The sequence below is a fragment of the Duganella margarita genome (assembly GCF_009857535.1).
GTDB lineage: Bacteria > Pseudomonadota > Gammaproteobacteria > Burkholderiales > Burkholderiaceae_D > Rugamonas > Rugamonas margarita.
The window spans coordinates 57417-79089 of sequence record NZ_WWCS01000022.1 but is presented as its reverse complement, the minus strand read 5'-3'; the positions used below and the strand labels follow the sequence as shown (position 1 = coordinate 79089).

19 protein-coding genes are annotated in these 21673 nt (G+C 63.7%); 13 read left to right on the top strand and 6 right to left on the bottom strand.

The window, feature by feature from the left end:
• From GTP55_RS25020 to GTP55_RS25010, 3 genes are all read right to left on the bottom strand, one after another.
• A partial coding sequence (locus tag GTP55_RS25020) for an ExeA family protein (protein WP_161047510.1) occupies window positions 1-892 on the bottom strand: 892 nt, incomplete at its 3' end.
• Between the two features lie 25 nt (window positions 893-917).
• A complete protein-coding gene (locus GTP55_RS25015) occupies window positions 918-1448 on the bottom strand; it encodes a hypothetical protein (RefSeq protein WP_371868438.1) in 531 nt (176 codons plus the stop codon).
• Window positions 1430-1615, bottom strand: coding sequence for a hypothetical protein (locus tag GTP55_RS25010; RefSeq protein WP_161047509.1), 186 nt, complete (start codon window positions 1613-1615; stop codon window positions 1430-1432). The genes GTP55_RS25015 and GTP55_RS25010 overlap by 19 nt, the downstream gene beginning before the upstream one ends.
• 259 nt (window positions 1616-1874) lie before the next feature.
• Between GTP55_RS25010 and GTP55_RS25005 the strand changes: the two genes are divergently transcribed.
• The 11 genes from GTP55_RS25005 (at window position 1875) to GTP55_RS24955 (ending at window position 14675) form a co-directional block, all read left to right on the top strand.
• A complete protein-coding gene (locus GTP55_RS25005) occupies window positions 1875-2972 on the top strand; it encodes a GIN domain-containing protein (RefSeq protein WP_161047508.1) in 1098 nt (365 codons plus the stop codon).
• Window positions 2973-3182: 210 nt separating this feature from the next.
• The gene (locus tag GTP55_RS25000) at window positions 3183-4064 is read left to right on the top strand and encodes a glucosamine kinase nucleotide-binding domain-containing protein (RefSeq protein WP_161047507.1); all 882 of its coding nucleotides are present in this window, start codon (window positions 3183-3185) and stop codon (window positions 4062-4064) included.
• Between the two features lie 4 nt (window positions 4065-4068).
• Window positions 4069-5166 (top strand): N-acetylglucosamine-6-phosphate deacetylase, encoded by a 1098-nt coding sequence (gene nagA, locus GTP55_RS24995; RefSeq protein ID WP_161047506.1) that lies wholly within the window; start codon window positions 4069-4071, stop codon window positions 5164-5166.
• 5 nt (window positions 5167-5171) lie between these two features.
• Entirely contained in the window at window positions 5172-6185 is a 1014-nt protein-coding gene (locus tag GTP55_RS24990; RefSeq protein WP_161047515.1) for an SIS domain-containing protein, read from the top strand.
• 92 nt (window positions 6186-6277) lie between these two features.
• The gene (locus tag GTP55_RS24985; RefSeq protein ID WP_161047505.1) at window positions 6278-7510 is read left to right on the top strand and encodes an ABC transporter substrate-binding protein; all 1233 of its coding nucleotides are present in this window, start codon (window positions 6278-6280) and stop codon (window positions 7508-7510) included.
• Between the two features lies 1 nt (window position 7511).
• Window positions 7512-8471: a carbohydrate ABC transporter permease gene (locus GTP55_RS24980; protein ID WP_229258158.1), complete on the top strand. Its 960-nt coding sequence runs from the start codon at window positions 7512-7514 to the stop codon at window positions 8469-8471.
• 8 nt (window positions 8472-8479) lie between these two features.
• Window positions 8480-9283 (top strand): carbohydrate ABC transporter permease, encoded by an 804-nt coding sequence (locus GTP55_RS24975; protein WP_161047504.1) that lies wholly within the window; start codon window positions 8480-8482, stop codon window positions 9281-9283.
• The gene (gene nagZ / locus GTP55_RS24970) at window positions 9280-10797 is read left to right on the top strand and encodes a beta-N-acetylhexosaminidase (protein ID WP_161047503.1); all 1518 of its coding nucleotides are present in this window, start codon (window positions 9280-9282) and stop codon (window positions 10795-10797) included. Before GTP55_RS24975 ends, nagZ begins: the two co-directional genes overlap by 4 nt.
• Window positions 10798-10889: 92 nt before the next feature.
• A complete protein-coding gene (locus tag GTP55_RS24965; protein ID WP_161047502.1) occupies window positions 10890-12185 on the top strand; it encodes an MFS transporter in 1296 nt (431 codons plus the stop codon).
• 4 nt (window positions 12186-12189) lie between these two features.
• On the top strand, window positions 12190-13323 hold the full coding sequence (locus GTP55_RS24960) for an ABC transporter ATP-binding protein (protein ID WP_161047501.1): 1134 nt from the start codon (window positions 12190-12192) through the stop codon (window positions 13321-13323).
• A gap of 44 nt (window positions 13324-13367) precedes the next feature.
• Window positions 13368-14675, top strand: coding sequence for a tetratricopeptide repeat protein (locus GTP55_RS24955; protein WP_161047500.1), 1308 nt, complete (start codon window positions 13368-13370; stop codon window positions 14673-14675).
• 42 nt (window positions 14676-14717) lie between these two features.
• Here the strand turns inward: GTP55_RS24955 and GTP55_RS24950 are convergent, their stop codons facing one another.
• Together GTP55_RS24950 and GTP55_RS24945 are read right to left on the bottom strand one after the other, a co-directional pair.
• Complete coding sequence (locus tag GTP55_RS24950) at window positions 14718-15902, bottom strand: glycoside hydrolase family 18 protein (RefSeq protein ID WP_229258157.1); 1185 nt, start codon at window positions 15900-15902, stop codon at window positions 14718-14720.
• 22 nt (window positions 15903-15924) lie between these two features.
• Window positions 15925-16680 carry a GntR family transcriptional regulator gene (locus GTP55_RS24945; RefSeq protein WP_161047498.1) on the bottom strand — a complete coding sequence of 252 codons (756 nt, stop codon included), beginning with the start codon at window positions 16678-16680 and terminating at the stop codon, window positions 15925-15927.
• 391 nt (window positions 16681-17071) lie between these two features.
• Between GTP55_RS24945 and GTP55_RS24940 the strand changes: the two genes are divergently transcribed.
• The gene (locus GTP55_RS24940) at window positions 17072-19813 is read left to right on the top strand and encodes a TonB-dependent receptor (RefSeq protein WP_161047497.1); all 2742 of its coding nucleotides are present in this window, start codon (window positions 17072-17074) and stop codon (window positions 19811-19813) included.
• Between the two features lie 87 nt (window positions 19814-19900).
• The gene (locus GTP55_RS24935) at window positions 19901-20737 is read left to right on the top strand and encodes a cupin-like domain-containing protein (protein WP_161047496.1); all 837 of its coding nucleotides are present in this window, start codon (window positions 19901-19903) and stop codon (window positions 20735-20737) included.
• 17 nt (window positions 20738-20754) lie between these two features.
• Here the strand turns inward: GTP55_RS24935 and GTP55_RS24930 are convergent, their stop codons facing one another.
• Window positions 20755-21609 (bottom strand): NAD(P)-dependent oxidoreductase, encoded by an 855-nt coding sequence (locus tag GTP55_RS24930; protein ID WP_161047495.1) that lies wholly within the window; start codon window positions 21607-21609, stop codon window positions 20755-20757.
• Window positions 21610-21673: the final 64 nt, after the last annotated feature.

Below are 21673 nucleotides of genomic sequence, written 5' to 3'. Positions count from 1 at the left end.
CGCCCGCCGCCACCAGCGGCCAGCGCGCGCCGGCGCGCGCACCCGCGCCGATGCCGGCCGCCACCGCCTCCGGACCGGCAAACACCTCACTGGCAGCGCGCTTCAAAATCGTCCGCGTCACTTGCGGCTGGTTCTCCACATACGCGCCCAGCAACGCCCGGTCGCACAGCAGATTGATCCGGCGCGGCACACCCTTGGTCAGCCCATGCACCAGTCCCATCAGCTTGCGCGGAAACGGCGCAATCGCCGTCGCCCCGGCCACCGCCAGCCGGTGCGCGATATACGTCCCGGTCTCCGCCTCCGACAGCGAACCCAGGTGATAACGCGCGATCACCCGCTGCGCCAGCTGCTCCAGCTCCGGCCGCGCCAGCATGGTGCGCAACTCCGGCTGGCCGATCAGAATAATCTGCAACAGCTTGCGTTCGCTGGTCTCCAGATTGGTCAGCAGCCGCAGCTGCTCCAGCACCTCGGCCGACAGATTCTGCGCTTCATCGATGATCAGCACATTGTTGCGGCCCTGCGCATGGCTCTCCAGCAGATACGCATTGATCGCATCCACATACGTCTTGACGCTGACCGCGCCCGCGCCCGGCGGCGGCAGCGCCACGCCAAACTCGTCGCAAATCGACAGCAGCAACTCCTCCACCGACAACTTCGGATTGAAGATGTAGCCAAGCTTGCAATTGTCGGGAATCTGCTCCATGAAGCAGCGGCACACGGTGGTCTTGCCGGCGCCGATCTCCCCGGTCAGCAGCACAAAGCCGCCGCCCGAGCCGATGCCGTACAACAAATGCGCCAGCGCCTCGCGGTGGCGTTCGCTCATGAACAGATAGCGCGGATCGGGCGCAATGGAAAACGGCGATTGCTTCAGATTGAAAAAATGCGTGTACATGAAAACCTTGGGAGTGCGCGGTTTCCTATTTTAGCTGTTGTCGGACCGGCGGCGGCTGCACCGGCGGCAACGGCTTGAATTTGGCGCAGTAAATCTTGGCCTTGGTATCGAAATACACGATGCGGCTGGCCGGCTTGGCCTCGCGCACCGGATAGGCGGAGGTGTCGATCACCGTGTAATGGGTGCCGACCTGCTGGATGATGGCTTTTTCCAGGTTTTCCGGCGTGGCCTCGGCTACCGCGCCGACAAAGATGTAGGTACTGGTATCGTCGCTGACCATCACCTCGGAAATCTCGGTGCCCCACAGCGACGCGCCGGCGGTGCGGAACCAGTAGGCGCCGCCCTCGTGCTTGTACCAGTTGCCAAAATGCCGGACCAGGTAATTGTAGTAGTACAGGTTATCGGTATGGTCGCGGCACAGCAGGCCGTTGCCGACGATGGTGCCAAAGGTGGTCGGCACCGACTGCGCGCCGGCGGTCGCGCACAGCAGCGCCAGCGCCAGCCCGGACGCCGGCAACAGACGGCAGCCCCGGCGCATCAGGTCTTGGACAGCCACGCGCGGTTGGCGCTGATGCGCGCCTTGGCCGTAGGCGGCAATGCTTCATAACAGCCGGGATATTGTTTCAAGGCGTGTTCCTTGATTTCCTTCTGCAAGCCATTAATCAAAAAAACGTACAGCACACCACCTTCGTTGGTACTTCGGGTCCCCAGGTATTTAATCATGTGTGCTCCTTGTTCACCCGCGCACGCCGGTCTCATCGGCATATTGGTGCATCCATTATGACATCACGGCCGCAGCGGGGCCACACAAACAGTATCGGCCGTACGCGGCATATATTGAGCCGTCATGCATGAGCTGCAGTTCAGCCCCGGATTTTTGCACCTGATCCCACACTTTGGCGCGTCCATCCCATGCTGCGCGACGGCGGCCGCCCTTTGTCATATTGTCCAGTCTTCACCATCTTCCTCAGCGAGACCACACATGAAGACGCTCCGACACGCCGCGCTGGCCAGCACCTTGCTCCTCACCGCCGTCACCGGCTCGGCCCTGGCCGCCGACAAGCAGGACAATAGCTACGGCACCGAAACCCGCACCGTGACCGCGTTCAGCAGCATCAACCTGATTGGCCCGTTCCACGTGATCGTCACGCCCGACGCCGGCAACGGCATCGAACTATCCGGCCTGCGCCGCCAGTTCGCCGAGATCGAAACCACCGTCAACGGCGATACGCTGACCGTGCGCCAGCCGCGCCAGCAGCGCAACGGCTGGCATTTCAACTTCAGCTTCGGCAAGGACAACCAGCGCGAGATGACCATCCGCATCAACGCCGCCAACCTGAAAAGCCTGCGCAACGCCGGCAGCGGCGACGTCGAACTGCAACGCTTCCAGGGCCAGCAACTGACGCTGATCTCGGACGGCCCCGGCGACATCCAGGCCAGCGGCAAGGTCGGCGGCCTGAGCGTGACCGCCAACGGCAGCGGCGACCTCGATTTGCGAGCGCTGCAGACCGGCAACCTCAATGTCCAAATGAACGGCCCCGGCGACGTGGAGGCCAGCGGCGTCACCCAGGACCTGAACGTGGTGGTCAACGGCTCGGGCGACCTCGACATCGGCGACATCCACGCCAACCGCGTCAGCGCCGCGCTACACGGGCCGGGCGACGTCGCGCTGCGCGGCAGCGCCAGGGAAATCCGCGCCGAAGTCCACGGCTCGGGCGACCTCGACGCCTGCACCCTGAGCACCGAGTCGGCCAGCGCCGTGTTGCGCGGTCCGGGCGAAGCCTGCCTGGCCGGCCACATCAAGAAACTCGACGCCGAAGTGCACGGCTCGGGCGACCTCACCGTGCGCGGGCTGGAAGCGCAAGGCGTGCGCGCCCGCCTCACCGGCCCCGGCAACATGATGCTGTCCGGCACGACGACCACGCTGAGCGCGCAAGTCAGCGGCTCCGGCGACCTCGACGCGCGCCAGCTGTCCGCGCGCCAGACCGACGTCAGCGTCAACGGTCCCGGCAACGCCGTGGTGGCGGTGGCCGACAAACAGGATGCCAGCCGCACCCATCTGGTCACTTACCAGCGCTAAAGTGGCATGCCACATGCCACACCGGTAATATCCACGAAAAATCATTTTTAACCCGTAAAAACAACCGCTTACAGGATAATTACAATAGAACAACAACAGTCCACTTCGATATTTTCTAATACCAGTTAAATACCTGTTGACAAGCTGGTTTTGGCTACCCTATAGTGCCCTCATCGCGGGCCACTCCGGCCACAGCTTTCTCAGGTAAACATGATCGAATTTTTCATCGGCGTTGATGGCGGCGGCAGCGGCACCCGGGTGCGGCTGGCGCGCGCGGATGGGGTCGAACTCGCCGAAGGCGCCAGCGGCCCGTCCGGTCTGATGCACGGCATTGCCAAGGCCTGGAGCGCCGTCGCCGACGCCGCCGCGCAAGCCTTCCGCGCGGCCGGCCTCGACTTGCCATCGCCAGAACGTATCGCCATCGGCCTCGGCCTGGCAGGCGTGCACAACAGACAATGGGCGGCGGAATTCGTCGCCGCCAATCCCGGCTACGCCCGCGTGGCGCTGGAAAGCGACGGCCATACCACCGTGCTCGGCGCGCATGCCGGCCAGCCGGGCGCCATCATCGCGCTGGGCACCGGCAGCGTCGGCGAAATCAGACTGGCCGATGGCCGCCATGTGGAAGTCGGCGGCTGGGGGTTCCCGGCCGGCGATGAAGCCAGCGGCGCCTGGATGGGCCTGCGCGCCATCAACCACGTGCAGCAAGTGCTGGACGGCCGCCTGCCGGCCGACGCCTTCGCTGCCGATGTCGGCACCGCTTGCGGCGCAGGTGCGGTCGAACCGCGCAACGCTATCCAGACCTGGCTGGCGCAAGCCACCCAAACCAATTACGCCCAACTGGCGCGCATCGTGCTGCAACATGGCGACGGCAACGCCATCGCCCGCGCCATCCTGCTGGCCGCCGGCCACGAAGTGGAATTGATGGCGAATGCGCTGGACGCCAGCGGCACGCTGCCGATCGCCCTGTGCGGCGGCCTGGCGGCGCCGCTGCGCCCTTACCTGCCTGCCGCGCTGCTGCCGCGCCTCGTCGCGCCGCAGGGCGATTCGGCCGCCGGCGCGCTGCGCCTGATCCGCCAGCGCTTGAAGGACTGACACCATGCATGACGCAATCAAAGGCAATATCCTCACGCCAGCCGGCTGGGTCCACGGTGAAATCACCTTCGACGAACGCATCGCCGCCATCATCGGCAGCAGCGTCGATCCGGCGCTGAATCAAGAACTGTATATCCTGCCTGGCTTTATCGACCTGCACGTGCACGGCGGCGGCGGCAAGGACGTGATGGAAGGCGGCGACGCCGTCCACACCATCGCCGCCATCCACGCCAGGCACGGCACCACCAGCATGCTGGCCACCACCATGACCGCGCCGGCGGAAGACATCGACCTGGCGCTGCGCGGCATCGGCAAGGCCGCTGTGCAGCGCGGCAAAGGCGAAGCGCGCGTCTTGGGCGCCCATCTGGAAGGCCCGTTCATCAATTCCGGCAAGCTGGGAGCACAGCCGCCGTACGCGCGCTCCGCCACGCTGGCCGACGTCGAAAAACTGGAAGAGCTGGCGCTGCTGCGCGTGATCACCGTGGCGCCGGAAATCGAAGGCCATCAGGGGCTGGTCAAGGAACTGTCGGACGCCGGCATGCGGGTGCAGATCGGCCACACGCTGGGCACCTACGAAGACGGCGTGGCCGCGCTGGCGCAAGGCGCGCGCAGCTTCACCCACCTGTTCAACGCCATGCCCGGCCTGCATCACCGCGAACCCGGCATGGTCGGCGCGGCGCTGGCGCACGGCACCTACGCGGAGCTGATCCCCGACCTGCTGCACGTGCACCCGGGCGCCATCCGCACCGCGCTGCGCTGCATCCCGAATCTGTACTGCGTCACCGATTCCACTTCCGCCACCGGCATGCCGGACGGCGAATATATGCTGGGCCGCCATAAAGTCATGAAGTGCATGGGCGGCGTGCGCCTGCCCGATGGCACGCTGGCCGGCAGCACCCTCACCATGGACCAGGCGCTGCGCAACCTGGTCGGACTCGGCCTCGATCTGGCGGATGCCTCGGCACGGGTCTCAACGTATGCGGCCGATTACCTCGGCCTGCAAGAGCGGGGCCGCCTGGCCCCCGGCGCATTCGCCGACTTTGTAGTGCTCGACCGTGACCTGAACCTCAAAGCCGTCTATATCGAAGGAGAACTGTTGTGACCTCAATGATGTTGAAAGAAGCCCTGTCCGCTGCGGATTGCGTCGCCACGCAACTGGCGCACGATGGCGAACAATACGCGGAGCTGGGCCGCAAATTGAGGAGCACTTCCTTCTCGACCGCGCTGACCATCGCGCGCGGCAGCTCCGACCACGCCTGCGCCTACGCGGCCTACCTGATCATGGCGCGTCTGGGACGCGTGGTGGCGTCGCTGCCGATGTCGCTGGTGACGCTGAACAAATCGCCGCTGATCACGCGCGACACGCTGGCCATCTCGATCTCGCAATCCGGCCAGAGCCCGGACGTGGTGGAACCGATCCGTTACTTCCGCGACGGCGGCGCGACCACCATCGCGCTGGTCAACGATATCGACTCGCCACTGGCGCAGGCGGCGGAATATGCGATGCCGCTGCGGGCCGGCAAAGAACAAAGCGTGGCAGCCACCAAGAGCTTCATCACCAGCCTGGTGGCCAGCGCGCGCCTGGTCGCAGCGTGGCAGAACGATCCTGAGCTGCTGGCCGGCCTGGAAGCCCTGCCGGAATCGCTGCGCGCAGCGACCACCGAAGACTGGACGCCGGCGATTGACGTGCTGGCGCCGGCGCGCAACATCATGGTGGTGGGACGCGGCATCAGCTTCCCGGTGGCGCTGGAAGCGTCGCTGAAATTCAAGGAAACCTCGGCGCTGCAGGCGGAAGCGTTCAGCGGCGCGGAGATCAAACATGGCCCGATGGCGCTGATTGAAGAAGGCTACCCGCTGGTGATCTTCGCCACGCGCGGCCCGACACAGGCCAGCCTGCTGGCATTGGCGACCGAGATGCGCGGCCGTGGCGCGCGCGTGCTGCTGGCGGCGCCGGCCGACGTGGCGGAACGCGACCTGACCTTGCCGATTGCAGCCACGCCGGATCTCGATCCGATCGTCGCGATCCAGGCGTTCTACGTGATGGCGGCCAAGCTGTCGGCCGCGCGCGGCATGGACCCGGACCAGCCGCGCCACCTGAGCAAAGTCACCAAGACCAACTAAGCATGCCCGTTCGCCCGCCGTCGTCCCGGCGAACGCCGGGACCCATAGAACGTGTGTCCGCGCGCTCGGCATGGATTCCGGCCTGCGCCGGAATGACGGCGGCGCTACTGCTGTCGGCCAGCGCCTTCGCCGCCGACAAAATCGAATTCTGGACCTTCAGCATGAAGCCCAAATTCACTCCCTACTACGAGACGCTGGTGCGCAATTACGAAGCCGCCAATCCTAACGTCAAAGTGGAATGGGTCGACTTCCCCTGGGATATCATCCAGACCAAACTGGTCACGCGCATCGTCGCCGGCACGCCGCCGGCGCTGGTCAACCTCAACGTGCCCTGGGCCGACGAATTCGCCCGCGACGGCCTGCTCGCGCCAGTCGACCAACTGCTGGCCGACGCCCGCCCGCGCTACCTCGCCAGCACGCTGCAAGACCTGACCTTTAACGGCAAGACCTACGGCTTCCCGATGTACAGCAACGTCGCCGTCATCGCCTACAACACGCAGATCTTCAAAGCCGCCGGCATTCCGCACGCACCGCGCGACCTGGATGAACAACTGCTGTTCGCCCGCCAGATCGCCGCGCGCACCGGCAAGGCGGGCCTGTGCCCTGCCCTGTCCAAGATCGACGGCCTGATGATGCAGCAAGGCCTGGCCGTCATCGCCAATGGCAAGGCGGTGTTCAACTCGCCCGGCCACGTGGCGCTGATCCGCAAGCTGGCCGAGACCTACAAGGCAGGCGGTCTGCTCAAAGACGCGCTGTTCGCCGAAGATAACTTCCCCGCCGCGATCGACGCCTACAAGGGCGGCCGCCTCGGCATGCTGCTGGCGCCACCCACCGCCGTCAAGCGCATCGAGAGCGACGCCAAAGACATCTACGCCATCACCGACGTCGCCCCCGCGCCACTCGGCCCGACCGGCATCGCCGACGGCGGCTGGCTGATTCACTACGCGGTGCCAAAGAACGTCGACGCCAAACTGCTGCCGGCCATCGGCAAGTTCGCCCGCTACCTGACCAATGACGCCAACCAGCTGGCGTTTGCCAAACAGGCCAGCGTCTATCCGGCGATGGCGCAGGCGGCCAACGATCCGTTCTTCACCACCGTGCCGCCCAACGCCGGCGCAGCGGAGAAAGCCGTCGCCGCCGGCGCCGTCTCGATGCCGCATTCGCACACGCTGTACGTGGCCGGCATCACCGACTACGATGAGCTGCGCCGCTACCTGGTGAAAGCCGTCGAAGCCGGCGTCACCGGCAAGCAGGACATCCAGCAAGCGCTCGACCAGGCAGTCGCCATCTGGAACAAGAAACTCGCCACGCAGCGGAACCAATAAGATGAGCGCCAACCGCAACCCCGTCACTCCCGCGCAGGCGGAAGTCCATACCGAGCCTCCCATCAAGCGGCCTCTGGGTTCCGGCCTGCGCCGCAGTACGCCAATGCGCAAGGACCAGGTGGCGTGGCTGTTCCTCGCCCCGGCGCTGATCCTGCTGGCCATCTTTTCGCTCTGGCCCGTCGCCTTCGGCTCCCTGCTGGCCTTCACCGACTACAGCCTGATACGCGAAACGCACTGGGTCGGCCTGGACAACTTCCGCTACATCTTTGACAACGAGATGTTCGTCACCGGGCTGAAAAATTCGCTGCTGTTCCTTCTGATGGTGCCCTTTGTGCAAATCGGCGCACTCAGTCTGGCCGTCCTGGTCAACAACCAGCTGCCCGGTATCCGCTACTTCCGCGCCGCCTTCTACGTGCCGGTAGTGACCACCGTCTCCGTGGTCGGCATCATGTGGGGCTTCATGTTCCACGAACAGGGCGCGCTCAATTATGTGCTGATGGCCTGCCACCTGATCGGCGCGCCGGTCGGCTGGCTGTCCAACGACACCCTTGCGCTGTTCGCCATCATGTTCGTCACGCTGTGGCGCGGCCTCGGATGGTATATGGTCATGTACCTGGCCGCCCTGCAGGCCGTCCCCGCCGACATGCAGGAAGCCGCCATCCTCGACGGCGCCAACCGCTGGCAGCGTTTCTGGAAAATCACCGTGCCGATGCTGCGTCCGACCATCATGATCTGCTCCGTCCTTTCGGTGCTGGCCGCGCTCAAGGCCTATCAGGAAGTCGACGTGCTGACTCAGGGCGGCCCAATGAACTCCACTTTCACCGGCCTGTATTACGCTTACGACCAGGGCCTCAAGCACCTCAAGCTGCCGCGCGCATTGGCCGCCAGCTTCATCGTCTCGTTGTTCTGCATCGGCATCGCCCTGGTGTGCCTGCGCTACCTCAAGCCGCGTCATAGATAATGAGACCGATGAAGACTGTCGCCCACTACCTGCTGCTGTGCGCCATCGCGCTGGTGTGCGTATTCCCGTTCTGGTGGACGCTGGTCACCGCGCTGTCCACCGAAGGGAACATCTTCGCCTTCCCGCCCACCTTCTGGCCGAAAGAGCCGTCGCTGGACAACTTTATCGAAGTATTCCGCGCGATTCCGATGTGGAGCTTTTTCCGCAACTCGGTCTTCATCGCCGCCTGCACCGTGTTCTGGAAACTGCTGCTGTGCTCCGCCGCCGCCTACCCGCTGGCGCGCATGCAATTCAAGGGCCGCAAGCTGGTATTCGGCTTGATCCTGGCCACGCTGGTGCTGCCGTCGGAAGTCAACTTCCTGGTCAACTTCATCACCGTCACCAAACTCAGTCTGGTCGATACCTACGCCGGCGTGATCCTGCCCAACGTCGTCAATGCCGTCAGCATACTGCTGCTCAAACAGGCGTTCGAGGAAGTCCCGCAAGACCTGATCGATGCCGCCCGCGTGGATGGCGCATCGGAATGGATCATCTTCAGTAAAATCATGCTGCCGCTGATCGCGCCGTGGCTGGCCACCGTCGGCATCCTGACGGCGGTGGAAGCATGGAACGAATACATCTGGCCCTCGATCGTCATGAGCAATCCGGATGAATTCCCGCTGTCGGTCGGCGTGCTGTATTTGCGCGGCACCTTCGGCAGCAGCACGCGCGTGATCGCCGCCGGCACCGTGCTCACCATCCTGCCCACGCTGGCAGCCTTTTTATTTACCCAACGATTCTTCATGCGCGGCATGGACGGAGCAGTGAAATGACAACTCAAAACGAACTCAGCGCAGTTAATCGCAAAATAGCCGGCCAACTGATCATGATCCGTTTCCCCGGCACCGTGCTGGATGCGGCCACCGCCGACTTCCTCAAGGCGAACAGCATCCGCGCCGTCTGCCTCTTCCGCGGCAACATGACCGACTCCGAACAACTGGCCAGGCTGACCGCCGACCTGCGCGCCGTCATTGGCCAGGATGCGCTGATCGGCATCGACCAGGAAGGCGGCGCCGTGGTGCGCTCGACCTGGGTGCCGGCGCCCCCCGCCGCCATGGGCCTGGGTGCCGCCAACGACACCGACCTGGCCTACCGTACCGGCGCCGCCGTCGCCCGCGCCGTCAAGGCGCTGGGCTTCAACTGGAACTTCGCGCCGGTGCTGGACCTGAACAGCAACCCGCACAACCCGGTCATCGCCGAACGCTCCTTCGGCGCCGAGCCGCAGCGCGCCGCCGAACTGGCGATGGCGTGGATGGCTGGCAGCCATGCGGAAGGCGTGGCCTGCTGCGTCAAGCACTTCCCCGGCCACGGCGACACCAACGTCGACTCGCACCGCGACCTGCCGACCGTGAACAAGCCGGTCGAAGAACTGAACCGCCTGGAACTTGCGCCATTCCGCATCGCCTCCGGCGCCGCACCGGCCATAATGACCGCGCACATCGTCTACCCGACGCTGGACGCCGACAACCCGGCCACCATGTCGCGCCGCATTCTCACCGGACTGCTGCGCGATGAGTGGCAGTACAAGGGCGTCGTCATCACCGATGGCATGGACATGCACGCCATCGCCGGCCGCTATGGCGTCGGCAACGCCGCCGTGCGCGCGCTGACCGCCGGCGCCGACATGGTCATGGCGCTGGGCACCACCGAAACGCAGAACGAAACGCTGGACGCCATCGCCGCCGCCATCGCCTCGGGCGAGCTGTCGCAGGCGGATATCGACACGCGCCTGAACCGCCTGTCGGCGCTGGCCCGCGCCTATCCATGCAAGCCACGCTCGTACAAGGAAGACGCGGCCGACCGCGACATCATGGCCGAAGGCTGGCGCCGCAGCCTGACTGCCTACGATGGTCCGTCCGGTGCGCCACAACGCCCGGCTATCGGCGCCAAGGTCCGCCTGGTCGCCCGACAGGATGTGGTCAGCGACGGCGTCTCCGAAGCCGGCGTGCCGGCCGGCGTGGTGGCCGATTCGCTGCGCAAGCTGTACGACGTCGAACTGGTCACCTTCGCCGACGCCGACACCTTCGACTGGAGCGCGCTGCCGCAGGACGGCCGCTTCACCATGCTGGCCTCCACCTCGCGCCTGCGCTACGGCCAGCATGCGCGCACCACCTGGCGCCCCGACCTGCATCTGGCGCTGTGGAATCCGTACCAGGCGCTGGACATCGCCGCGCCGGCGCTGATGACCTACGGCTTCGCCAAGCCGGCGCTGGACGCCATCAACAGCTGGCTGGCCGGCGACCTGCAAGCAACCGGCAATGCACCGGTGCCAGGCTTTACCAAATAAACCAACACCGTCGCTCCCGCGCAGGCGGGAGTCCATACTCAGCATGGATTCCCGCGTTTGCGGGAATGACGGGCTGGAGGAGATAACGCTTCATGAGCATCGAATCAATCCGCAATCCCAAGCTGTGGGTTCCCAGCCTGTATCTCGCGCAAGGCCTGCCCTTCTTCGCCGTGGCCATCGTGGCCAACCAGATGTTGAAGAGCATGGGCGTGCCCAACGACGAGCTCAATCACTGGACCGGCTTGATCGGATTCGCCTGGGTGTTCAAGCCGTTGTGGAGTCCCTTCCTGGAGCTGGCGCCAAGCAAAAAACTGGTGGTGACCTTCTTCCAGGTGTTCGGCGGCTTGTGCCTGGGCGGCGTTGCATTGGCGCTGCACGCGCCGTTCTGGTTCGCCGCATGCATGGCCATGCTGGCACTGGTCGGCATCTCCGCCGCCACCCACGACATCGCATGCGACGGCTTGTACATCACCAGCCTCGATGAAAAAGACCAGGCCAAGTACGCCGGCTGGACCGGCACCTTCTTCAACGCCGCCAAGTTCTTCACCACCGGCGCGCTGCTGCTGCTGGCCGGGCACTTTGAAAAGACCATCGGCGTGGTGCCGGCATGGACCATCTGCTTCTGCATCCTGGGCGGCATGATGATCGCACTGGGTCTGTACAACAGCTGGTCGCTGCCGCTGGCCCGGAACACCGTCAGCGCCGGCACCAACGCCGCCTCCATCGCCCGCACGCTGCGCGAGGTGATCGTCGAATTCTTCAAGAAGCCCGGCATCTGGGTATCGATCGTGTTCATCATCCTGTTCCGCGCCGGCGAGGCGCAGGTGCAGTCCATCGGTCCGCTGTTCCTGCGCGAGGCGCGCAACCTCGGCGGCCTGGGACTGTCCACCGCCGAAGTCGGTGCGGTGTACGGCACTGTGGGCACGGTGGCCTTCCTGGTCGGCTCCATCGCCGGCGGCTACTTCACCTCGTGGCTGAGCCTCAAGCGCGCCATCCTGTGGCTGATCCTCGCGGTCAACCTGCCCAACGTGGCGTTCTACCTGCTGTCCTACTTCCAGCCGACCGACCTGTCCATCATCGCCACCGCACTCAGTGTCGAGATGTTCGGCTATGGCTTCGGCTTCGTGGGTCTGATCCTGTACATGATGCAGGTGGTCGCGCCGGGCAAATACCAGACCGCCCACTACGCGTTCGCCACCGGCATCATGCAGCTTGGCTTTGTGCTGTTTAAACTGTTCAGCGGCGATATCCAGATCGCGCTGGGCTACCAGCACTTCTTCATCTGGGTGATGGTGTGCGCGATTCCGGTCGCGGTACTGTCGCAGCTGATTCCAATGGCCGCGCGTCCGCAGCCCCGGGCCGCACCGGCCGAAGGACAGGTGGTCTAAGCCTATGGCCAGCGTCAGCCTCAAAGGCATCGTCAAGCACTACGACAAAACGCCGGTCATCCACGGCGTCGACCTCGATATCGCCGACGGCGAATTCATGGTCTTCGTCGGTCCGTCCGGCTGCGGCAAGTCCACACTGCTGCGCATGATCGCCGGGCTGGAAACCATCAGCGGCGGCAGCCTGCACATCGGCGGCACGCTGGCCAACGATATCGCGCCGGCCCAGCGCAAACTGGCCATGGTGTTCCAGTCGTACGCGCTGTACCCGCACATGACGGTGTTCGAGAACATGGCCTTCGCGCTCAAGCTGGCCGGCCGCAAACCGGCCGAGGTGCAGGCGGCTGTCGAACGCGCCGCCGCCATCCTGCAAATTACGCCGCTGCTAAAGCGCAAGCCGAAGGAGCTGTCCGGCGGCCAGCGCCAGCGCGTGGCGATCGGCCGCGCCATCGTGCGCAAGCCGGAAGTGTTTTTGTTCGACGAGCCGCTGTCCAACCTGGACGCCAGCCTGCGCGTGCAGATGCGGGTGGAACTTAGCCGGCTGCATAGCGAACTGAAAACCACCATGATCTACGTCACCCACGACCAGGTGGAAGCGATGACGCTGGGCCAGCGTATCGTGGTGTTCAACGGCGGCCGCATCGAGCAGGTGGGCACGCCGCATGAACTGTATAACGCACCTGCCAACCTGTTCGTGGCCGGCTTCCTCGGCACGCCGAAGATGAACTTCATTCCCGGCGAGATCGTCGCGGCCGATGACAACCGCGTGTCGCTGCGCCTGCCCGGCGGCGCCGTGGTGCAGGTGGATGCGGTGCATGGCGCGGGCATCGGCGACCAGGTCACGCTGGGCGTGCGCGCCGAACATCTGTCGATCGCCTCGCAACAACAGCAGCTGGACAACGTCATCGACGTCGGCATCGGCCACGTGGAATACCTCGGCGACCTGTCGATTGCCTACGCCACGCTGGCCGGCCTGCCGGAGATGATTGCCGTAAAGCAGTCCGCGGACGCGGCGCCGCTGCATGCCGGCGGCCACGCGCGCGTGCACTTGCCGCCAGCCCGTTGCCTGCTATTTAACAGCAGCGGCCACGCCCTGCGCCGCGACACGGTTGAATTCGGAGTTTCAGCCGATTTTGTGTAACAATACGCGGGTTTACATTCCACCAGTTCGATTGAAGGATAACCATGTCCCACTCCCGTCTTGCTCGTATTAGCCTGCTCCTGGCCGCCATCGGCCTGAACGCCGCTCCCGCCATTGTGGGCATGGCCCCAGTCCACGCCGCTGAAGAAAAGAAAGCGCCGGAAGCACCGAAAGACGCTGTTCGCCCTGAGATCTTCAAACTGATCGATCCAGCACAGATCAAGCCTCTGCTGGATGCCAAGAACTTCACCGAAGTCCAGAGCCGCATCGACCAGTCGGCGGCCATGCAGAACATCACCCCGTACGAAGACTTCGTGCTGAACCAGATGCGCGTGCAACTGGGCCAGGCATCGGGTAACCACGAGATGACCGTCAAGGGTCTGCAAGCGATGATCGAGTCGGGCCGCCTGAAGCCGGAAGACAAGCTGCGTTTCATCGACGCTGTCGCCGGCATTTACTACAGCAATCTGAAAGACTACGACAACGCCATCAAATGGTTTGAGCGTTATGGCACCGAGTCGGGCGACAAGAACAAGCAGCGCCAGTTCATCGTGCGTTCGTACTTCCTGAAGAACGACTTCGCTGCCGCCAAGACCGAAGCGCTGAAGGATATCGAAGCCGCCAAGGCGGCCGGCACCGCGCCATCGAAAGACACCCTGAACCTGCTGGGTAACGTCGGCATCAAGACCAAGGATAACGTGCTGTATCTGCAAGCCGTGGAAGAGCTGACCCGCTACTACCCGACCGAAGATTACTGGAACGACCTGCTGAACCGCACCCGCGGCAAGAAGACCTACAACAACCGTCTGGACCTGGACATGGACCGCATCAAGTCCGTGGTCGCACCGTCGAAGATGGAAACCGAAGACTATGTCGACCAGGCGCAGTTGGCAGTGCTGGGCGGCTTCTTCACCGAAGCGAAAACCGCGATGGACAAGGCCTACCCAGGCGCCATCCCGGCCGGCAAGGACAAGAAGGAACTGGACAGCATCCGCGCCAGCGCCAACAAGGGTGCAGCGGACGATGCGAAAAACATCGAAAGCGGCATCGCAGCGGCGCAGAAGTCGAAAGACGGCGTTGGCCTGGTCAACCTGGGTTACATCTTTGTGACCATGGGCCAGGGCGACAAAGGCATCGACCTGATGAAGCAAGGTATCGCGAAAGGCGTGGCCAAGAATCCTGACGACGCCAAACTGCGTCTGGGTTACGCCATGATCATCGCCGGCAAGAAGGACGAAGGCGTTGAAGTGCTGAAGCCACTGGCCACCGGTACCGATCCGCGCGCCGACCTGGCCCGCTACTGGATCATGTACGCGACCGGCCCGAAAATCGCACCAGCCGAAGCCAAGTAAGCTCCCCCCCCACCGCTGCGCAGCGGTGGGGGTCTGCGGGGTTCAACGCATACCGTCCGATAGCGCTTGCAGCAACTGCCCGTCGCTATCGGCACTCAACTCCCAGAACATCGCCCCGCGCAAGCCTTGCTGCTTGATATAGCGCGTCTTCTCCCCCAGTGATACCGGATCCTCATACGTGATCCACACCTGCTCCGCCGCGTTATACAGATACGGCACGCGCGCAGACGCATTCCAGTAGCGCTGATATCCGGCGCCTCGCTGCAGCACCTGCCCATAGCCATACGAATTGCCGCCATTGACGCCATCGGTCACGCCGCCCCGGCAAGGCTGATACTGCCCGTCGCCGTCCGGCCCAGCCGCGCAGCCCTTCCAGCCGTAGCCGTAGAACGGCACGCCCAGCACCAGCTTATCCTTTGTCACGCCGGCGTCCAGATAACGCTGCACTGAACGCGACGCGTAAAATCCGTTGGCCGTCGCCGGGTCCCTGGCGTCCGCGAACAGCGCCGCGTGATGGCCTGTACTTTTCTCCCATGGCATGTGATAGTCGTACGCCATGATATTGATCCAGTCCAGGCTCCGCGCCAACTCCTTCACCCACGCGCCATCGCCGACATAATTGCCATTACCACCGGCGGCGATGGTGATGGTGTAATGCTTGCCATCCTGCTTGCCCGCCTGGTCGAACGCCGCGCGCAACTCACGCGCCAGCACTACGAAGTTCTGCCGGTCCTGCGGCCGCGCACACACTTCGCCGGCCACGCAAGGCACGCCGGCCTCGCCGGGATACTCCCAATCCAGATCGACGCCGTCCAGTCCATAGCGCCGCATCGCCTGTAACGACGACGCGATAAAGTTGGCGCGCGCCGGCGCCGATGCCGCGACGTTGGAAAAACGGTTCGACCAGTTCCACCCGCCGACCGAAATCACCACCTTGAATCGCGGATGCTGCTGCTTCAGCGCCACCAAGGCGCGAAGGTTGGCGCCGTCGGCCGCTTCATCGCGCCACGCCAGCGCGCCATTACGCGGCTGCTGGCACGGCGCCACATCGTTGATCGTCGGATCGGCATTGCCATGCTTGCCGTCCCAGCACAGGTCCACAAACGCGTACAGCGCCATGGTCAGCTTGCCGGCATCCACTGACGACACCGGAAACGCCTCGTGCTTCCAGCCAGGGTAGTAGCCCACCACCTCGGAAGCCGTTGCAAACAAGGGCCATGCGCTCATTAAGGCCGCGCTCAACATCAAATTAGCTCGCATTCAGTTCCGCCACAAAGTCATACATATCGCCACGGAAGTAGGAGCGGCAGAATTCCACCGCGCGTCCGTCGCGCAAAAAGCCCAGGCGTTCCACCGCCAGGCCGGCATCGCCCTCCTTCGCCTGCAGCAGCGTGGCCTGCTCGGCGTTCAGCAGCAGCGCCGACAAACGCTGCAACGCCCGCACCGGCCGATTGCCGGCGCGTTCCAGCGCGTCGTACATCGACACGTCCACCGCATCCAGCGACGGCAGGCAGGACGCCACGATGGTCGCGTACTCGAGACACATTGGCACCTCGTCCGCATAGCGCATGCGGTTGAAGCGAAACACCCGCGAGCCGGGACTGAGCCGCAGCCGCATCGCTTCGTCCGGCGTCACCGTGCCTTCGGAGCGCTTCAGCCACACGCTGCGCGGCGTGCGTCCGCGCGCCCGCATGTCCTCGGAAAAAGAGGTCAGCTTGGCGAAGTTTTTTTCGATGCGGGTATTGATGAAGTTCCCGGAGCCGGGCCGGCGTACCAGCACCCCTTCGCTGACCAGGCCATCGATCGCCTTGCGCACCGTGATGCGCGAGATTTCCAGGTCGGCCGCCAGCTGGCGCTCGGCCGGCAAGGCGTCTTCGGGCTTCAGCAAGTGCAGTTCGATGGCCGACCGCAGGGCACGCTGCAGACGTTGATACAGAGGCAGATTACTGGTCTCATTGAGGTGCTGCTGGATGTGTACCAGTGGACTCGTTTGATCGTTTTTCATGACGATAAGACATCCTCTTTATCATTGTTCGACGATAATACCAAAAAAAGACCAGCAGAAATCCGCAGCCTGCCGCCAGTGCTGCAAAAATTTTCATCACCATGGCATACAGCCTTTAGGTAAGGGCTTTATTTGTGTTGCAACGGCGCACAAACACCATCCATACCACCCTCGATCCGGTATTACCAAGTTACTTAAAAGCCACTTTGTATGCTGCATACAACATAACAAAAAAGAATTTTAAAGTGGTAGTGATCTGGTATTGAAACGCGAGTATATTGGCGTTGGATTGGTTTTAAAGGTGAACAAGAAACACATCAACAATCAAGCGGGCTCGGCGGAGCCTTCATCAACGGGAGGGAACATGTACCACAATTCGAATAACATCAAAATGTCCAAACTAACGCCCATCGCGACCGCAGCGGCCATCCTGACGCTGAGCGTCGCGATGAACGCCCAGGCGCAGCAGGCAGCAACCGACAAGGAGCCGGATACCGTGATCGTCAGCGGTATCCGCGGTTCGCTGCAACAATCGCTGTCGGTCAAGCGTAATGCGTCGAGCAACGTCGACGTGATTACCGCCGAAGACGTCGGCAAAATGCCGGACAAGAACGTGGCCGACTCGCTGCAGCGCGTGCCGGGCGTGAACATCTCGACCTCCGGCGCAGGCTCGGGCGGCTTCGACGAAAATGACCGCGTCTCGATGCGCGGCACCGCGCCGTCGCTGACCCAGACCCTGATCAACGGCCACGCCGTCTCGACCGGCGACTGGTTCGTGCTGGACCAGGTGGGCGGCGCCGTCGGCCGTTCCGCATCGTACTCGCTGCTGCCGTCGGAAATCGTCGGCCAGGTGGTGGTCTACAAAGCACCGACCGCCGACCAGGTGGAAGGCGGTTCGAGCGGCTCGATCGACATCAAGACCCGTCATCCGCTGGACTTCAAAAACGCGATTTCGATGGAAGCCACCGTGCAAGGTGTGTACTCCACGCTCGCCGAAAAAACCGATCCGCAATTCAGTGGCCTGTTCAACTGGAAGAACGAAGCCGGCACGCTGGGCCTGATGGTGCAAGGCTTCTCGGAAAAACGCTCGCTGCGCCGCGATGGTCAGGAGCTGCTGCAATGGACCCAGGTCGCACCGACCAACGCCGCCGTGAAGACCAATCCGGACCTGGCCAACGTCTGGTTCCCGCGCCTGATCGGTTCCTCGCTGTTCCAGCAGGAGCGCAAGCGCAAAGGCGGTTTGATCGACCTGCAATTCAAGCCTAGCCGCGACTTCTCGCTGGAAGCGACCTACTTCCGTTCGAAGATGGACGCATCGAACTACAACACCAACTACATGACCGACATGAACGGTTCGGGCATGCTGGGTTCCGGCGTCGCGCCTGATCCGGGTTACGTGATCCGCAACGGCACGCTGGTGTCGGCATCGTTCACCAATAAAGGCACCGCTGCTGCGCCGCTGCGTTATGGCATCGTCGACAACATCGTGCGCGAAGGCGCTTACGCACAAACCGAGTTCTTTGACCTGGACGGCAAATGGCGCGCCACCGACCGCCTGGTGTTCACCGCCAAAGCCGGTTCCACCAAAGGCAAAGGCGTTACGCCTAGCCAGGGCGTGTTTGAAGGTGACGTCAACAACTCCGGCGCCAGCTATCAGCTGAACGGTCTGGGTTCGCCGGCCACCGTCAAGTTCCCGAACATTAATACCGCCGTCTTCACCGGCACCCCGCTGGACTGGGTGTTCGGCGTATCGCCTGCCAGCACCGACGACAAGGAAACCTACGGCCAGATCGACGCTGCCTTCCAGCTGGACTCCGGCCCGCTGCGCGAGCTGAAATTCGGCATTCGTGGCACCCACCACACCCGCTCCAACTTCGAAGTGGCGCAAGGTCCTAACTGGGCCAACACCGATGTCGGCGGCACTAGCACCAACCCGGCCTGGAACGGCACCACCTACCCTGGCAACTTCGGTAGCGACCTGGGTGGCGACTTCCCTAAAAACGTCTGGATGCTCGACCCGTCCATCCTGCAGGCGTGGGGCGACCTGCACTCCAACCGCGATGTCAGCCGCACCTACTACCAGGACATGTTCAACCTGAAGGAAAACACCAAGGCGTTCTACGTCCAGGGTGAACTGGAAGGCGAAGGCTGGAGCGGTAACGTCGGCCTGCGCATCGTGCGCACCGAAGGCACCTCGAACGGCTATCAGATCCTGCCTAACCAACCGGCTGGCGGCAACCTGCCAGCCTATCCGTGGGGCGGTTTCGTCAAGCAGACGGCAATCGACAACAACACCACGATTCCGCTGCCTAGCCTGAACCTGAAGTTCGACCTGCGCTCCGACCTGGTGGCCCGCCTGGGCATCTCGCGCACCATGACCCGTCCCGACTACGGCGCATTGGGCGGCGCCGTGCTGCTGACCGACGAAACCCACACCGGTAACGGCGGCAACGCGCAACTGAAGCCAGTCAAGTCGACCAACCTGGATGCGTCGCTGCAGTGGTACTTCGCACCGCGCGCCCTGCTGTCGGCTGGCCTGTTCTACATGGACCTGAAGGACTACGTCGGCTATGGCTCGAGCGTCGGCAACTTCCTCGACACCCGCGCTTCGCAAGTGCAGAACAAGGCGGTCTTCGCGGACTACACCATCACCTCGCCGATCAACGTCGGCGCCAAAGTGAAGGGCATGGAACTGGCAGCGCAAATCCCGGTGGGGATGGGCTTCGGCATCGACGGCAACGTCACGCTGACCGATTCGCACCTGGACTTCGGCGCCTGCCCGGCGATGCAATTCTCGACCTCCGGCGATCCATGCGACATGCTGGGTGCTTCGAAGACCACCGCCAACGGCGGCATCTTCTTCGAGAACGACAAGTTCAATGCCCGCGTAAGCTACGCATGGCGCTCGTCGTTCCTGGCTGCGCAGGACCGTGGCACGCCGCTGTATCAGGATTCGACCGGCACGCTGTCGGCATCGTTCAACTACAACATCAGCAAGAACATCGTGCTGACGCTGAGCGGTCAGAATCTGAACAACCCGATCCTGAAGAACTACATCTACAACAAGGATCAACCGGCGCGCTTCTACGCCAACGGCGCGCAGTACTACGCCGGTCTGCATATCAAGTACTAATCAAGTACTAATCGGCTTCATTGTGCAGTCTGTGCCCGCCTCGGCGTCCCCGGCCCTGGCGGGCTTTTTTATGCCATCATACGTCGCATGAACACCCCCATCGAATACTACGACCTGGACCCGGCGCGCTTCTTCAGCGAAGTGGCGGCCAGCTACCGTCCAGCCATCCTGCGCGGCTTTGTGCGCCACTGGCCGGCCGTACGCGCGGCGCAGCAATCGCCGGAAGCGCTGTGCCAATATGTGCTCGGTCTGGCCAGCAATGCCGAAGTGGACTCCGTGATGACACCGCCCGCCGAACGCGGACGCCTGTTCTACAAGCCGGATATGGAAGGCTTCAATTTTGTCCGCAACAAGGTGCCGGTGGCGCGCGTGATCGAGCAACTGGCGCGCTATTCGCAGTTCGACGCGCCGCCTTCGGTGGCGGTGCAAAGCGCCCTGATTGACGACTGCCTGCCGCGCTTCCCACTGGAGAATGTGGCGCCGGCGCTGCCGCCGTCGGCGCGTCCGCGCCTGTGGCTGGGGAATACCATCACCACGCCGGCGCATTTTGACGAATCGTACAACCTGGCCTGCGTGGTCAGCGGCGCGCGGCGCTTCACGCTGTTCCCGCCCGGGCAGGTGGACAATCTATATATCGGCCCACTGGACTTTGCACCGACGCCAACGCCGATCAGCATGGTCAATTTCCGTGACCCGGACTACGCCCAGCATCCGCGCTTCCGCGAGGCGCTGCAGCACGCGCTGGTGGCCGACCTGCTGCCCGGCGATGCGCTCTACATTCCCACGCTGTGGTGGCACCATGTGCAGTCCACCGGCCCGCTGAACATGATGGTCAACTATTGGTGGAAGAACGGGCAAGCCGTGGACAGCGCCAGCCCTGCCTTCGACGCACTCCTGGCCGCGCTCAAAGCCCTAAACGCGTAGCGCCTCGCGGGCAAGGTTTAACGCTTGCGGCGGATAGTCGCCGCCACCGACCAGTCGCGGTCCTGCAAGCCCTGCGCCATCGCATCCTGCATATTCTCGCGCACCTGCTCCGCCACCGGCAGCAGCGCGCCCTTGGCTTCAGCCGCCGACAGGGCCAGGTTGACGTCCTTGAGGCCCAGCGGCAGCTTGAAGCCAGGCTCGAAAGTGTTGGTGGCGATGAAGCCGCCGTAACGCTGATAGCTCGGCGCCGCGAACAGCGTATTGGTCAGCACATCCAGCAGATCCGCCGCCGGCACGCCATAGCTCTCGCTCAGGTAGGCCGCCTCGCCCATCGCCGTGAAAGCCTGCGCGATCATCATATTGCCGGAGATTTTGACCACGTTGGCGCGCTTTGGATCATCACCCAGCAGCCAGGTCTTGCGGCCCACCGCATCCAGCAGCGGCTGCACGCGGGCGATGGCTTGCGGATCGCCCGCCGCCAGCACGTTCAGCTGCGCCGCCGCAGCGGCAGCCGGCACGCCGAACACCGGCGCCGAAATGTAGGCGATGCCGGCCTCGCGATGGCGCGCGGCCAGTTCGTCCACCAGCGCCAGCGAAATGGTCGCCATCATGATGTGGACGCAATTCTTGTTGGCGCCGGCCAGCGCGCCGCTGTCGAGGATCACGCTGCGCACCGCGTCGTCGTTGGACAGCATGGTCATCACCGCGTCGGCCTGGAAAGCGTCTGCCGGCGACTCCAGCACCGTCACGCCCTCAATGGCTTGCGCCGCCGCGCGATTGCGGTTCCACACGCTGACCTCATGCCCCGCCCGCACCAGATTCGGCACCATCGCCGCACCCATGCTGCCTATCCCGATAAAGCTGACTTTCATTGCATACCTCCGATACTTGGTGAGCCATCCAGTATGCGCCGCCGGCGCCGCGCACGGTAGTGGA